This window comes from Mycobacterium sp. E3247 (assembly GCF_001667785.1).
Taxonomy (GTDB): Bacteria; Actinomycetota; Actinomycetes; order Mycobacteriales; family Mycobacteriaceae; genus Mycobacterium.
In genome coordinates, this window is the sequence record NZ_LZJG01000348.1 from 29,944 (window position 1) to 44,270 (window position 14,327).

General features: G+C 63.2%; 12 protein-coding genes and 2 pseudogenes. 6 read left to right on the top strand and 8 right to left on the bottom strand.

From position 1 onward, the window contains the following. Positions 1 to 221 precede the first annotated feature (221 nt). The 3 genes from A9X04_RS19120 (at position 222) to A9X04_RS19130 (ending at position 3,733) form a co-directional block, all read left to right on the top strand. Positions 222 to 1,484 (top strand): spirocyclase AveC family protein, encoded by a 1,263-nt coding sequence (locus tag A9X04_RS19120; protein WP_156764422.1) that lies wholly within the window; start codon positions 222 to 224, stop codon positions 1,482 to 1,484. Between the two features lie 801 nt (positions 1,485 to 2,285). Beyond that, positions 2,286 to 2,663: a hypothetical protein gene (locus tag A9X04_RS19125; RefSeq protein ID WP_067923834.1), complete on the top strand. Its 378-nt coding sequence runs from the start codon at positions 2,286 to 2,288 to the stop codon at positions 2,661 to 2,663. Between the two features lie 290 nt (positions 2,664 to 2,953). Then, complete coding sequence (locus A9X04_RS19130; protein WP_156764427.1) at positions 2,954 to 3,733, top strand: enoyl-CoA hydratase/isomerase family protein; 780 nt, start codon at positions 2,954 to 2,956, stop codon at positions 3,731 to 3,733. Positions 3,734 to 3,743: 10 nt separating this feature from the next. On the opposite strand, the pseudogene A9X04_RS30535 reads toward A9X04_RS19130, so the two are convergent. Then, positions 3,744 to 3,863, bottom strand: a pseudogene (locus A9X04_RS30535) (SDR family oxidoreductase); the annotation flags it as partial. A gap of 77 nt (positions 3,864 to 3,940) precedes the next feature. Continuing rightward, complete coding sequence (locus A9X04_RS19135) at positions 3,941 to 4,591, bottom strand: TetR/AcrR family transcriptional regulator (RefSeq protein WP_067923963.1); 651 nt, start codon at positions 4,589 to 4,591, stop codon at positions 3,941 to 3,943. A gap of 177 nt (positions 4,592 to 4,768) precedes the next feature. Between A9X04_RS19135 and A9X04_RS19140 the strand changes: the two genes are divergently transcribed. Continuing rightward, complete coding sequence (locus A9X04_RS19140) at positions 4,769 to 5,530, top strand: SDR family NAD(P)-dependent oxidoreductase (protein WP_067923837.1); 762 nt, start codon at positions 4,769 to 4,771, stop codon at positions 5,528 to 5,530. Between the two features lie 135 nt (positions 5,531 to 5,665). Here A9X04_RS19140 and A9X04_RS19145 read toward each other — a convergent pair whose 3' ends face one another. From A9X04_RS19145 to A9X04_RS19155, 3 genes are read right to left on the bottom strand one after another with little or no spacing between them, the layout of a single operon-like run. Next, a complete protein-coding gene (locus A9X04_RS19145) occupies positions 5,666 to 6,808 on the bottom strand; it encodes an acyl-CoA dehydrogenase family protein (protein ID WP_067923840.1) in 1,143 nt (380 codons plus the stop codon). Between the two features lie 5 nt (positions 6,809 to 6,813). Beyond that, entirely contained in the window at positions 6,814 to 7,869 is a 1,056-nt protein-coding gene (locus A9X04_RS19150) for an acyl-CoA dehydrogenase family protein (RefSeq protein ID WP_067923843.1), read from the bottom strand. After that, a complete protein-coding gene (locus tag A9X04_RS19155; RefSeq protein ID WP_067923846.1) occupies positions 7,866 to 8,732 on the bottom strand; it encodes an acetoacetate decarboxylase family protein in 867 nt (288 codons plus the stop codon). The genes A9X04_RS19150 and A9X04_RS19155 overlap by 4 nt, the downstream gene beginning before the upstream one ends. A 166-nt stretch (positions 8,733 to 8,898) precedes the next feature. Between A9X04_RS19155 and A9X04_RS19160 the strand changes: the two genes are divergently transcribed. Beyond that, complete coding sequence (locus A9X04_RS19160) at positions 8,899 to 9,918, top strand: TIGR03617 family F420-dependent LLM class oxidoreductase (RefSeq protein WP_067923849.1); 1,020 nt, start codon at positions 8,899 to 8,901, stop codon at positions 9,916 to 9,918. Positions 9,919 to 9,981: 63 nt separating this feature from the next. On the opposite strand, the gene A9X04_RS19165 is transcribed toward A9X04_RS19160, so the two are convergent. Together A9X04_RS19165 and A9X04_RS19170 are read right to left on the bottom strand one after the other, a co-directional pair. Further along, positions 9,982 to 10,200: a hypothetical protein gene (locus tag A9X04_RS19165; RefSeq protein WP_067923852.1), complete on the bottom strand. Its 219-nt coding sequence runs from the start codon at positions 10,198 to 10,200 to the stop codon at positions 9,982 to 9,984. 80 nt (positions 10,201 to 10,280) lie between these two features. After that, positions 10,281 to 11,186, bottom strand: coding sequence for an alpha/beta fold hydrolase (locus A9X04_RS19170; protein WP_067923854.1), 906 nt, complete (start codon positions 11,184 to 11,186; stop codon positions 10,281 to 10,283). 889 nt (positions 11,187 to 12,075) lie between these two features. Here A9X04_RS19170 and A9X04_RS19175 point away from each other — a divergent pair. Beyond that, a complete protein-coding gene (locus tag A9X04_RS19175) occupies positions 12,076 to 12,906 on the top strand; it encodes an enoyl-CoA hydratase/isomerase family protein (protein WP_197509236.1) in 831 nt (276 codons plus the stop codon). 274 nt (positions 12,907 to 13,180) lie between these two features. Here A9X04_RS19175 and A9X04_RS19180 read toward each other — a convergent pair. Beyond that, positions 13,181 to 14,100 (bottom strand): annotated as a pseudogene (locus A9X04_RS19180) (TIGR03619 family F420-dependent LLM class oxidoreductase). Between the last annotated feature and the right edge of the window lie 227 nt (positions 14,101 to 14,327).

Below are 14,327 nucleotides of genomic sequence, written 5' to 3' on the forward strand. Positions count from 1 at the left end.
ACGACAGCGTCGCCACTCGATTGGCCGTTGTTGACGCGGAGCAACTTGACTTATCCGAGACCGCGTCGAACGCCGCCGGGATCCGCAGCTCTTGCGAATTGGCTCGCCCGCGTCAACACGTTCGGCGAACATGCCCGCACACAGCCGCAAGCCGCTGGCGGTGTCTTTTTCAATCAGGTTGCGCCCGCGCGCGTCCTGCGCGCCGCCCTCGGGCCGGCGACGTGCCCGAGATCGGGCCAGCGCAGTCCGCAGATGCCTGCTGCTTTTCGGTTCACGCTTCGATTCTGGCTTCCAATCGGTTTGCGTCTGCGTTACATTTCACATTCAGAGTTATTTGTTTAACTAATCACAGGGAGGTGCTCGTGACCACATTGGATGTCGAGCCGCAGCTCAGCGGCATGGACAGACTCAAGAAAGCGCCGCGGGTGCGGACGTCAACCCCCATCCTTGTGTGGGCGACGATCGGCGCTTTATTCATGGTGCTTGCGGCATATATTGCGGCGAGTTGGATCTTCGGCGGTCGCGCCACACCCACCCCGCTCGGCAAGGACGAGCCGACGAGCGGCGAGATCGCGTTCAATATCGGCGCCCAGGTGGCAGCCCTCGTCGCCGTCGGCATCGCGCTCTTCTTCGTGATCCGCAGATGCATCAGGGAACGGCGCGTCACTTTCGATCTGATGCTCATGATCGCCTATGTGATGCTCGTCCAATGGGATCCGGTGCTCAACTACGTGGTGCCGACGTTCTCCTACACCTCGTTGATGATCAACTTCGGCTCGTGGACGACCGACGTGCCGGGCTGGGTGTCGCCGGGGGCCAACCTGATGCCTGAGCCGACCGCCGCGATCGGCATCGGGTTCATGTGGAGTGCAGCGCTGTGCATGCTCGGGTGCGGATTCCTGCGCAAAGTCGTCATGAGGCGGTGGCCGGAGACCGGCAAGCTCGGCATCATCCTGTGGTCGGTCGGCTTCATGGCTGTCATGGACATCCTCATCGAGAGCGTTCTGTGCTTCGGTCACAACATCGCCTACTTCAACACCGTGGGTTGGCTGACGTTGTGGCAGGGGACATCTCATCAGTTCCCAATCTACGAAGCGCTCGTATGGGGAGGGCTCGGGTGGGCGCCCCTCATGGTGCTCCGGTTCTACCTGGACGACCGTGGTCACTCGGTCGTGGAGCGCGGCGTTGATCGCCTCAACGTGTCCTACAAGACGAAGGTCCTCCTGCAGATTCTCGCGCTGGGCGCGGTGACCAACATCTGCTACGTGAGCTACAACATCGTCATGATCGGCATCAGCCTGCAAAACGACAATGATGCCTCGGCGGTCTACCCGTCGCACCTGACCAACTCGCTGTGCGGCCCGCAGAACAAGTGCACCACTCCGGGGACCGGTATGTCGATACCTACGGGCGGCAAGCCGGCATCGCCGAGCGACGTGCCGGGCAACGGACGGACTTGGGTCGACGTTTATCTCGGGCGCTGACCCAGCCGCGCCTGCCAGCGCGAGAAAAGGACGCGGTGGGGCGGTGGTGTGACCGCGAGTCGTGTTGCACCACCGCCCTATCCATTCTCAAAGGAAGGGCCCACGACCATTCAAACCAGCGGACGCGGTCCTGCTCACTCGAATTTTCCTGGATCGGTGTAGGTGCCCGGGGGGTGTAGACAAGCGAAAGTGCCCGTCCTGCAAGGGATAATTGCACTGCTCTACGGTTCAAAGATCCTGACGATAAGGCACTTCGCAGGTGAAGAATGTCGCGGTGGCATCCATCGCGGGTGAAAGTCTCGGCCGGCGGCCATGATGTCGTGTCGCATGCCCGGATGGCCATGGTGCGTGAGCTCGCCGACCGGACAGGGTTATCGGCGTAGGTCACCGCCGCGTTGGCAGACACCTACCACGGCCCGTGGGGTGTACGCGCCTGGGATCGCCGGCGGTCAGCATCCGGGCGCCACCGCGACCTGAAATGTTACGGTCCTTGACCTCTGAGAGCCTGCCATTGAAAAACTTTCTATATTCGAGTAGATTCTAACCTTAGCAAGGTGATGCGGCAAGCGCACTGGATCTCGAAGCTGCGTTGGCCCTGAACTTCGTCGAAGGGCGCATCCGATGACTTCGTCAACCGCGAGTTCGGCGGACAGCTCCACCATCGTGCATGCTGCTCGTCGTTTCCGTGTGGCGCTAATGGTCTCTGAGGCCGAGCGTGCCGCAATTGCGAACTCGGCGAAGAGCCGGAGAAGTTCGCTGCCCGGCTCTGGGGGCCGGATTTTCCTGCGTCCGGCCACAATCGTGGCGGCCACCGACCTTCGGCAAGCCCAGAAGCGGGTTCGTGAGGAGCGCGCGGTGCGGCACCAACGCGGACGTCTGCCTCGTCCGATCTTGTTGGCCGTCAACGCATGTGTCGAGGTCGACAACACCACGGCGTGCCGTCGGATGCGTAACGGGACTGATGCGACGGGAGACGGGCTGTCCTACGCGGGTACGGCGCGTGGGTTGGCCGGTTTGGTCTTCGACATCCATCACCTCGATCTCGCGGACGGTGTCGTGTTACGTTCGCCGGCGGGGTGGACCGCCGCGACCTACGCCGAGATCGCCAAGGAGTTGGGCAAGCGTGGTTACCAGCCGCTGGTGATGGTCGCCGATCCCGAGATGCCCTGGGCGTCATAACGAAAGGCTGCTTAAGTGATGGCCATTCGACCGTAAGCCTCGGGTACGCGGGGTACCGCGGAAGGCAAGCGAGTCTAGGGGGCATCCGCGGGCGGCCACGTGCGGGCGAGATGACGGATCCCTTTCGCGCCTACCCGCAATGAGAACCATTTGGTGTCACGGTCTGCCGCCCGAATGAAGCCTCACGATGGGCTAGAATCTGTTTCTGATTCGATAACTCAGGGGTGGCAAGATATCGACCGCATAACTTGTGCCACCGGTGGTCAGCCGACCGTTTCGAAGGGGCGATGATGGAACTGGAAACGCTGCTCTACGAGTTCGACGGTCATGTTGCGACCATCACGCTCAATCGACCCGACCGGCTAAACGCCTTCAATCAGCGTATGTGCGAGGATTTCTCGCAAGTCTGGCGGCATGTCCGGCTCGATGACGAGGTGCACGCCGTCGTGGTGCGAGCGGCTGGTGAGCGCGCTTTCTGCACGGGCGTAGACACGGACGACACGCTGGAGATGGTGTCACGGCCCAATCTGTGGAGCCGCGAGGATCCCAGCAGTTATCTGTCCCCCAAGGCTAATCAGGTGTGGAAGCCGGTGATCTGCGCAGTCCATGGAATGGCGGCGGGTGGCGCGTTCTATTTGCTCAATGAGGCGGACATCATCATCAGCTCCCACGATGCGACGTTCTTCGATCCGCATGTGACTTACGGGCTTGCTGCCGTGCTTGAGCCTGTGGGGCTCGCCGCCCGGATGCCGCTGGGTGAAGTGCTGCGGATCGCGCTCATGGGTCTAAACGAGCGAATGTCGGCCAGCCGTGCCATGCAAATGGGCTTGGTATCGGAGGTCACCGAGCGTGAGGAGCTTTGGCCACGTGCCGACGAGATCGCTCACCAAATCGCGGCCAACGAGCCCCTGGCGGTGCAGGGAACGGTCAAGGCGATCTGGGACTCACTCGACGTCGGACGTACCGATGCCATCCGCAATGGTGTGCACTACACGCAGCTAGCCAACGGCGTGGAGACCGTGAAGGTGACTCGCGGTGGAGCCGGCAAGCCGCAATGGAGGTTGCGGTAGTCCGTGCCACTCATCGAAAATCCGAGCCGCCATCCACGTTGAGATCTGCCCCTGTGGTGAAAGAGTTGAGTCGCGAGCCCAGCAGCGCGATCATCGGTGCGATCTCCTCGGGGCGCCCGGCGCGGCCGACGTATCCGAGAGCATCGCCGAACACTTTGTGTAGAAGCGCGCCGACTTCCTCGGCAGTGCGCGGCCCGAACGAAGGCCCTAGGCGCCGGCCTGCACCTGGACCGCATGATCCCGGATGGTGATCCCGTCGAACAGTGCTGAGATGAGAAGGCCGGCAACCTTTTCAGGGGATCGCTTGGCGCGGTCGGGCCATTCGACGGTCCAGTTCAGCGATCCCATAATGAGGAGCCTCAGGGTCTGCAGGTCGAGGTCGTCTCGAATTTCGCCAGCGTCGCGCGCGTCGCTGAGGAGTCCGTCCCAGAGCTTGCCGTAGGGCCGTTGGTCGACGCGGATGTGACGCTTGCGCAGCTCGTCGGGAAGCTGGCCGAGGATGCGTGCATTGGCTGCCGTGTAGTCGACGGCCTCGATCACGGCCTCGGCGTGCGCATGAATCGCGGCGCCAAGACGCGCGGTCGCCGAGGCTTCGGGGCCCAGGGCTTCGACGGCCGAGACGACGTGTTCGTGCGTCTTCTCGAGTCCGACGCGCAGCATCTCTGCGACTAGCGTGTCCTTCGAGTCGAAGTAGTAGTACAGGCTGCCTTGTTTGACATCGGCGGCCTCCGCGATGTCGGTGAGGCGCGTGCCGGCGTACCCGTTCTGGCTGAACACCCGTGCGGCGGAATCGAGGATCCGTGCGCGCGTTCGTGCTGACTTCGCGAATGGCACCCTGGTCCGGCTCTTCGTTGTCACCGCCCGAGTATACGAGAAACGGCGCATTTCTCCGGTCGTCGTCGACGCGTGCGGTGGGTCCGAGCCGCTTCCGTGTCGCTCGGCATCGGGACGTCGTGCACGATAGCGTAAGTAGCAGGGTGGGCCTGTATTCTATTCGCTAGTCGAAAGTAGGCGTTGTTCGGGAAGGGGTAAGCGGTGCGGATGGATGATTCCGTAGCGTTGGTCACCGGGGCCGCTTCCGGCCTGGGGCTTGCAGCCGCCGCAGCGTTGCGAGACAGTGGCGCGACAGTCGTCATCGCCGATCTGCCGTCTTCGGCCGGTCGAGCGGTTGCGGCCGACCTCGGCGATGACGTTCTGTTCGCGCCAACGGATGTATGCGACGAATCCACTGTCGAAGCGGCACTCGACCTTGCGCAGTCGGCCGGCGACTTGCGGATAGTCGTGAATTGCGCCGGGGTCGGTATCTCTCGTCGCGTGCTCGGCAGAGAAGGCGCACACCCGACGGCGGATTTCGCCAGGGTGATCGGCGTCAACTTGATCGGCACGTTCAATGTCATCCGGTCTGCGGTCGCCCGGATGACGACCACCCCGCTCGACGCCGAAGAGCGGGGTGTCATCGTGAATACCGCATCGATCGCCGCCTACGACGGGCAGATTGGCCAGGTCGCCTATTCTGCCTCGAAGGGAGGCGTCGCGGCGATGACGCTGCCGTTGGCCCGTGATCTGGCGAGTCATGCCATTCGCGTGATGGCTATCGCGCCGGGACTCTTCGAAACGCCATTACTCGGCGTCCTGCCCGACGAGGCACTCGGCGCGATGACCCGGGTAATACCCCATCCCAAACGTTTCGGAAGGCCGAGCGAATTCGGCCAGCTCGTCGTGCATATCACGCAGAACCCGATGCTCAACGGTGAAGTGGTGCGGCTCGACGCGGGCCTGCGAATGCCAGCCCGCTAGCGCTGACGAACCCGCGGGCCGCGCCCGGTTCGCCAACCCGTCGCCTGGACGCCGACCGTGGCGAAACATGGCTACCCTCGTTCGGTTGCAGGCCGGGCCGTCGGACCAACAGCCAAGGCGTCGAAGGCAATTTAGTCAGACGCATTTCGGAAGTCCAAGATGACGCTCCGCCACGATGTTGCGGTTGATCTCGGTAGTGCCCCCGCGGATCGTGCAAAGTGGTGCATGGCGGCCCTCGTACTCGATCCAACCATCCGCGGCTGCGCCAGCCTCGCCAAACCGAAGCAGACCCGCCGCTCCGGCGCGCTGTTGGAACCAATGGGCAGCCTTTTGATATGCCGTGGTCGCAAAGAGCTTGGTCATCGCACCTTCGACTACGGGCAACTCACCGCTCGCCGCCAGCCACGCCGACCGCTGTGTCAGCAGCTTCGCGACTTCATTGTCCATAGCGGTCTGGGCCATCTGCTGTCGTATGGCGGGGTCGCGCACCGCACCGGTGTCTTCGGCCCACTGCCGAAAATGCCGCAACAGCGCAACACCGCCGTTCGTCTCGCCGACGACACCGCGCTCGAACGACAACCCGACGCCCATCGCCGCCCAACCCTCGTTAACGCCTCCGAGGACCCATTCATCGCCCACGCGGACATCGTCGAAGAACGTCGCGTTGGTGCGCTCGGATCCGATCGTCCACACCGGTTCCACGGAAATGCCGGGAGTGTTCATGGGAAGCACGAACATGGTGAGACCGCGGTGCTTCGACACGGTCGGGTCCGTGCGCGTCAGAAGCAGGATCCAATCGGCTTCGTGGGCCATCGTCGTCCACATCTTGGATCCGTTGATCACCCACTGGTCGCCATCGCGAATCGCGCGCGTCGACACCGAAGCCACGTCACTTCCGCTCCCCGGCTCGCTGTAGCCAAGGCAGGCATAGGATTTCGCAGAAAGCAACGAGGAGAGGATGCGTTCTCGATGGAACTCGGACCCTAGCCGGTTAACCATCGCGGAAACGATCAGCATCACAGAAAGTGCGTCGTAGGGCACCGTCGCCTTCTCGAGCTCGTTGAAGAGGATCCAGAGTTCGATCGGATCACCCTTGCCCAGCCCAGGTACGGTGCGTTCGAGCAGCCCTCGCCGTGCGAGCTCCTGATACAAGGCCGGGCAGGCGAATGTGCCGGTGCGATGGTGTTCACCGCGACGATCTGGCGTGTAAGTGAGGGCGATGACGTCCTTGATCTCCTGACGGAATGCCGCCGCCTCAGTGGAGAGATTGAAATCCATTGCCGCTACCGCTTTCTCGACGTGTCATCGGTAGACACTGCCCCGAACAATCGGTCTGCCAAGTGCTGGTACTGAACAGCGGGGTCGCCGAGCACGAGCGACCAGCCGCGCGCTCGGCGGTAGTACAAACCGATGTCGTACTCGTTGGCAAACCCGTACCCGCCGTGGTAGTGCAGCACACGGTCGGTGACCTGGGCCGCCACTTCGGTCGCGAAGAGATAGGCCATCAAAGCAAGTGATGTCGGATCGTTGACCTCGTTGTCGTCGACATCGGTGGACCTCGGCGCGGTGGAATCCGAAGTGTCCATGGCCCACGCCGCTTTGAAAGTGAGCAGCCGGGCGCCATCGATAAGCCCCGGCAAATCGGCCAATCCGTGTTGTACCGCTTGGAACGTGCCGATCGGCCGGCCGAACTGCTCGCGTGACTTTACGTACTCCACTCCGGTGTCGAGGCTCTTCGCAGCGATGCCGACCAGCGATGCGGCGGTGAGTATTTGCCACTCCGACAGCGCACGTGACCACACCGACTTGTCGCCTAGGTTCGATGCGGTGTCGTGGTCGAAGGTCCGAAAGGCCACGGGCATGCACGCGTGGTTTGCCGGCGCCACTCCGGGGGGCTCGGCAGACACGGCTACCGTGACCTCGTCACACGGGCCGACGACGGTGCGGGCGACCGCCCCGGCGGGAATGAGGCCCCAGTCGAGTCCGCCGGTTGCAGACTGCAGCGCGATCGTCGCAAGCTCGTCCCCGGCGAGCAGTTCAGCGGACGGCTCGGGCAGGGCGCGCAAGGCTACCGTGTGTTCGATGATGGGAACGGGCGCTACCGATCTCCCAACGCATTCGCCCAAGACCACGAGGTCGGCCAGGGTGGCTCCGCCGCCTCCTTGCTCCGCCGCGACCCCCATCGCCGGCGCATCCAGAGCGCACAGCTTCGACCACAGCTCGGAGTCGAAACCAAGCGGCTCCGCTCGCCGGACGACGATCGGTTCCGAAGTCTTTGCGAAGAACTCGGAGAACAGTTCTTCGACTGCTCGCTGATCCTCGCTGAGGCTGACCTTCAACGCGCCGGCCCGCTCGCGGCGACAGCGGTGGTCGCGCTACTCAGCGATCGCGTGCGGGGCAGAGCAGTGATCGTCGAGCGGTCGAAGGAGGAGGATCCTTCGATGACCATGGCCCGACGGAGTTGGAGTATCGGGAGAGAAGCCAAGGCTGACATTGCGCGTGCCCCGTTCGGAGCATCCTTCCACGAGGGTGAGGCCAACTCGAGTTCGGCCTCACCCACCTGCACGGAAGTGATCTGCGAACGCATCTGGCAACGAGTCACCTCGTCGACACCGGGGCTGTTGACGATAGGTGGGATGTAGCGAGAACAAAAGGCGTACCCGATGCTGCCCGCCTGCGCGATCTTGTCCAGCGCGACGTCGTCGACTGGCTTCGCGTTGCGTATTGTGCCGCGCGCCAACACCGTTCCGTACTCCGACATTTCCCACGATAGGTCGCCGGAATCGTCTCGTATCGGGCTGAAGTCTGCGCCCAGCTTGGCGAAACCCGTGAACTCGCGGCCGACGGTGACCGGCCGAATCTGGTCGACCCACATCACGGGCCAGAAGTTCCCTCTGGTCGTCCCCTCCTCGCCGTTGTGGGTCACGCTGATACCGACGCACAGCTCTTCGTAGCCGTGACCTGCGAGGTAGTCCACCTGGTCGAATGAGCGCCTGCTGATGACGACCGTCGGCTGCTCCGGGAGGTCGAGCTCCGCCGGTACCAGTGGACGCACCGCGACCGGATCGGTGACGAAGGTGATGTCGAGCGCTCGGAGATATCCCCACTGTGATACCTGCGGAAGCTCCGTCGGCCCGAACACGATGGGCATCTCATAACGCTCGCCCGGGTGACATGTGAACCCCTGATCGGCTGACGACATCTCGAGTATTCCTTCCCTAGGTGGATCAAAATCTACCGAAAGTTCGATAATGCGACAAGAGGCGGTGGGAGTCCATTGCACCCTAGAATCTGTCGACAACTAGAATCTGCCAGTGCGGCGCTGGAAGCATCCCGCCGGTAACACCACCCCGCGATCAAGGAGAGTCATGGACGTCGACCTGGTTGCTCCGAATGACGTCGGTGCCCTGACCGCCGCGAAGAAAGCGGAAGCGGCCGGATATCGCGGAGTGTGGATGCCCGAGATGAAGCACGATCCGTTTCCGCTGCTGGCGATGTGCGCGCAGGACACAAGCACGGTTGCCCTGGGCACCAATATCGCCGTCGCGTTCGCTCGCAACCCTATGACCACAGCGCTGCTCGCGAACGACTTGCAGCTCTACTCCCGAGGTCGATTCATGCTGGGGCTGGGCTCGCAAGTGAAGGCTCATATCAGCCGCCGGTTCTGCATGCCCTGGTCAGCTCCGGCCGACCGGATGCGCGACTACGTCCTCGCCATCCGGGCGATCTGGGGGAGCTGGCGAACCGGCGAGCGACTTGACCATGAGGGGAAGTTCTACCGACATACGCTCATGACCTCGTTCTTCGATCCGGGGCCCAACCCACACGGCAATCCGCCGGTGCTTCTGGCAGGCGTTGGCCCCAAAATGTCGCGTGTTGCGGGGGAGGTCGCCGATGGCTTTCTCCTGCACAGCTTTACAACCGAGCGGTACCTCAGGTCCGTGACGTTGCCTGCGCTTATCGAGGGCCGGGCAGCCACGGGTCGAGACGATCTGGATGGTTTTCAGATCAGTGGAGCGGTGTTCGTCGTAACGGGTGAAACCGCGGCCGCTCGGGCGGCCGCCGATGCGGCGGTGCGCAGCCGCATTGCTTTCTACGCGTCCACCCCCGCGTACCTTCCCGTCCTGCAGACCCACGGCTGGGAAGTGATCGGTGATGAACTGCGGGCCATGATCAAGGCTGATCGCTGGAGCCAATTAGGCGAGGTTATCGATGACGAGATGCTCGACGCCTTTGCCGTTGTCGCCGATCCGCCGGATGTGGCGCGGGCGTTGACGGACAGATTCGGTTCCGTTTTGAGCCGGGTTGCCCTGGCTGCGCCATATGACACCTCGGAAGGGCTCTGGCAGCCGATCGTCCAGGAGTTGCGCGACTGGCGGCGTTCATGACTTGAAGCCCCTGACAGGGCTACAGGGAATTCTTTGAGCCCGCGTGTGCTTCAGGAACCTCAGTCATCGGCTCGCCGGCCGTTTCCTGCGGCCTCGTCCCTGGCATTGCTCAGCCGTCCCGATCAGTTCGTCTCCGAGCTGAGTGGTCTCTGCGAGCGTGGTCCGGGCGCGCAGACCGAGGTAGCCGTACGCGATCTCGATGGCCCGCTCCCTGGCCGCTTCTCGTGACGGAAGTGCAGTGATCACGGGGGAGAGGTACCAGTCGATGTGCCGGGTGCCCATGAGTGCATTCGTGGCCGATTGCCAATGCTGGTCGCCGCCGTCGCAGGCAGTGCCGTCACATCCTCGCCGTATTCGCCTCGTCAGCGTGCAGTGTCGAACAGCTTGAGCCGCGAGCGCACCCGGCGCTCGAGGAAGTCGTCGAGCACGTTCTCGAAGACCGCGTTGTCGTCACCGGCCACCATGTGGTGCGCACCGGCAACCGACGCGAACTCGGCGTGCGGCACCAACTCTAGGAAGCGCACTGCGTCGCCGACGCTGAGCACATCGGACTCGCCGCCGCGCACCAGCAGAGTCGGCAGCCGCAGGTCCCGCGCCGCCGCACCCAGCCGGGCTGGGTCAATGAGCTGATCGCGCTGCACGGCCTGATCGTTCGGCGACGCCATAAACGCAGGGTCCCAATGCCAGTACCACCGGCCGTCCCGAAAGCGCAGGTTCTTTTTCAGGCCGTCGAGGTTGCGCGGCCGCGGTCGGTGAGGAACGTAGGCCGCGACGGCATCGGCGGCCTCCTCCAGCGTGCCGAAGCCGGCCTCGGCGTGCGACACCATGAATTCGCGGATCCGGCTCGTCCCCGCTGGTTGCAGGAACGGCGACACATCCACCAGGACCAAGCCGAGCGCGAGATCGGGCCGGACCCCGATCGCCGCCAACGAGGAATTGCCGCCTAGCGAGGCACCCACATAGACCGGTGGGCGGCCGAGGAAGTCGCCCACCCGGGTCACATCGTTGGCGAACCGGTCCAGCCCGTAGTAGCCGTCCGGGGACCAGCTGCTGTCGCCATGCCCACGCAGGTCGACCGTGATGGCATACCAGTTCTTGGCGCCAAGATCGGCAGCGGTCGAACCCCAGGAATGCCTGGTCTGGCCACCACCGTGCAGCAACACCACTGGCGGATCCGACGGATCACCATAGGCATCCGCGACCATGGTGACGTCACCCGCCGGAATCTTCAGCGCCGCGTGTGGTGGCCGGCGGCCGGTGTTGGTCATGTCGCTCCTCAACTAGTCGCTGGGTGTGAAGCCACCGCGTAAACCGTGCCAGGTTCTCGCAATACGCTCACACTGCCCACTCATCGTCATACGAGCTCACTCGCCTGGCCCCGAGCACGCCGACTCCGCCCTGGCTAGAGATGGCCGGTGCGACGGTCACCTGGCTGTTGCGGACTGGCTCTGCAGGTGGCTCCTGTTCCTAATCATGTTGCACTCCTGATGTTTTCGCCCAGGCCTCGGACATCTCGCGCCGCAGCACCTTGCCGGTCTCGGTGGCCGCAGATGATCGACGATTTCGATGCGATCCGGGATGGGCGACCCGGCCCGAGACTGCCATCTCGAGCAGCAGCGCAGTGCTCAGCTCCTAACCCTTCGCTAATCCGGCATATAGTTATATCCGTATCAAGGGCCACGAGTCCACTTCCGCTAAGGAGGCACGGAAACAGGCGTCGAGTCGCTCGGCATGGCCCATGGGGAGCAGCTCGTCCTGGCGATACGTGGACCCCTGGGTGCAGCCGCTCTGTTATCCGCAGTTGTCGACGAAATCTTGGGCGCTCTGGCCAAATTGAGCACTGGGATCTCCTCGATGACCGCGTGCTGCTGTCCAATAGTCAACATGACCAGGTGGTAGAGCACCGAGAACTGTCGATTGTCGAGTGCCGGATGGGTTCGAATGGAGTACATCCGGGCCGGCCGCTCCTCCGGGCTCAGCGGGACTGTCCGTTGACAGCGACCACGAGTTCACCCCCAAGGGTCGCGGCAGATGACTGTCAGATGATGATTCACCGATCAGTATATCGCTGGAAATAAGCAGCTTCTGCTGCGCATGTGCAGGCTGCGCGGCTGCTAATATGGCAGTCCTATGTCATCAATCGCAGAAGAACGGTCCATGACGAAGGAAATCAGCGCAGGTGAGGCTCGACCGCCGGACGGCGACTGGCTGGGCACACCGTATCTGCGGTTCGAGCGCGACGGTGCGCTAGCGATAGTCACACTGGATCGTCCGCACGCGCGCAACGCCATGACAGCGGCGATGTACTTCGGTATTCGCTACGCAGTCTCGCGAGTGGCTGCAGACGACAACTTGGCCGGTCTGCTGATCACGGGCACCGGCGACGTGTTCGCCCCCGGCGGCGATCTCGGGCACCGCGCCGAGGACAACTGGATGGAATTGGCTTTTGCCCTGGGAATGGACGTCACGCCTTTCGAGGCCTTGCGTCAGTCGCCCAAGCCGGTGGTATCCGCGGTCAACGGCCTGGCGCAGGGCGGCGGATTGCAGATTGCGATGTGCAGTGACATGGCGGTGGTGAGCGAGCGTGCGACTTTTCGCGTACCGGAGTTGTACCGCGGCATTGCTGATACCTACTACAGTCAGATGCTCGCACGGATCATTGGACCGGTTCGCACGCGGGACCTGATGTTCACCGGCCGGGTACTGTCGGCCGAGGAGGCGCTCGAATGGGGGATGATTTCCCGCGTCGTTCCTCACGCCGATTTGCTGACCACCGCGCGCGAGATACTCGCTCAATGCTGCCGAACCGCACCGCAGGCGCGCGCAGTGGTCAAGGGCAATCTCGACAACTACATGGGGCTGTACGACCGGATCAACATGTACCAAAGCGTCCTGGGGCCCGAGGCGCGAGAGGGCTTCACGGCGTTCAAGGAGAAACGGTCGCCGGAATGGGTCCATCCCGCGCTTCGCGTCGAAGGGCGGCTGTGACGACGATGGCGACGCACCACGGCGCCGCATCCCGCCTCAGGTGTTGGCCTCGGCCGTCACGACGTCGCGATCGACGGTACGGAACGTGAAGTCCGAGAAGGACTGCGAGCGCTTCCGGCCAGCCACTGGCTCGTAGCGCTTTCCAGCAGGCTCATCCCCACCGTGGCGGGCATCGCGCACTCGGCATCAGGGGCCGAGAGCCCACGCCGTCTCGCGACCACGTCGGCGACCACCAGCGTGGTGATAGTCATGTCGCCAGGCTTGCCAACCTTGATCAATCTGCTTTCGGCATCACTTCTTCGGCCACCCAGTGCAGATGATCGAGATAGGCGCTGAAGTCGGCCACCGGTGGAGGATTCACCCATGTGTCGGTGACGCCCAGGCCGGCGAGCATGTTGCAGTTGTCAATGACCTGCTGAGTGTTCTGACCGAATTGCGAATGGGGGTCATCGTTGATTTCGTGCGCCAAGCCGATATTCAGCGAAGCCAAGCTGAAGAAAAGCGCGAACGGACGGCCATCGTAGCCAGGCTGCGACTTCAAGTAATCGAGCTTGGCCGGGAAGTCCTCGGGCCGGTCTGCCACGGCGCCCAGCCATCTCCGAATCGGGCGGCTCGACGGAGCACGGCCTCGGCGTCGCCGCCCATCCAGATCGGTGGGTGGGGCTTGCGAATCGGCTTTGGGCCGAACGCGATGTCGCGGAATCTGACGAATTCGCCGTTATAGGCGGGCGTGTCGCTGTGCCACATTTCGAACATCGCCGCGAGGTATTCATCGGTGAGCCGACCGCGTCTGCGGAAGGGGACGCCGATGGCGTCGTACTCTTCTTCGAGCCAGCCTACCCCCACCGTCACCTGCGCACGGCCACCGGAAAGCCAGTCCAGCGTCGCGGTCGACTTCGCCGCGATGACGGGGTTGTGCAACGGCAGAATCGTGACCATCGATCCGATCGAAATCGTCGATGTGGCGCCGGCGATGTAGGCCTGCGCTGTCGTGGCATCGAAGTAGTGATTGCCCGACAGTTCTACCTGCGATGTGGGTGTCACGAAGTGTTCCGGGATGAATACGCGCGCGAAGCCCAATTTCTCGGCGGTACGTGCGACGTGCGCGATGTCGCTGCCGGCAAGGCCACACTCCCACGGCTGGGTGAGCGCGGCCACGTGGACGCTGTTGGGCAGGACGACGCTGAACCGCATGGTCAGCCTTCCTCGGATCGGTCGACAGGGTGCGCACCGGATCGAAATCACGCGGTGTATTCGATGGGCCTGAGTATGGCAGTTAACTGGCATCAGTCAATACGCTGCGATGCGATGGGCGTGATGGCATCGCGAGTGCAGGCGGTTGAGGAGTCCGCGATGAACGCGGCAGTTACGTTAATCGCCAAGGACACCCACGATGCCTTCTCCCTCACCAAGCTGAATTG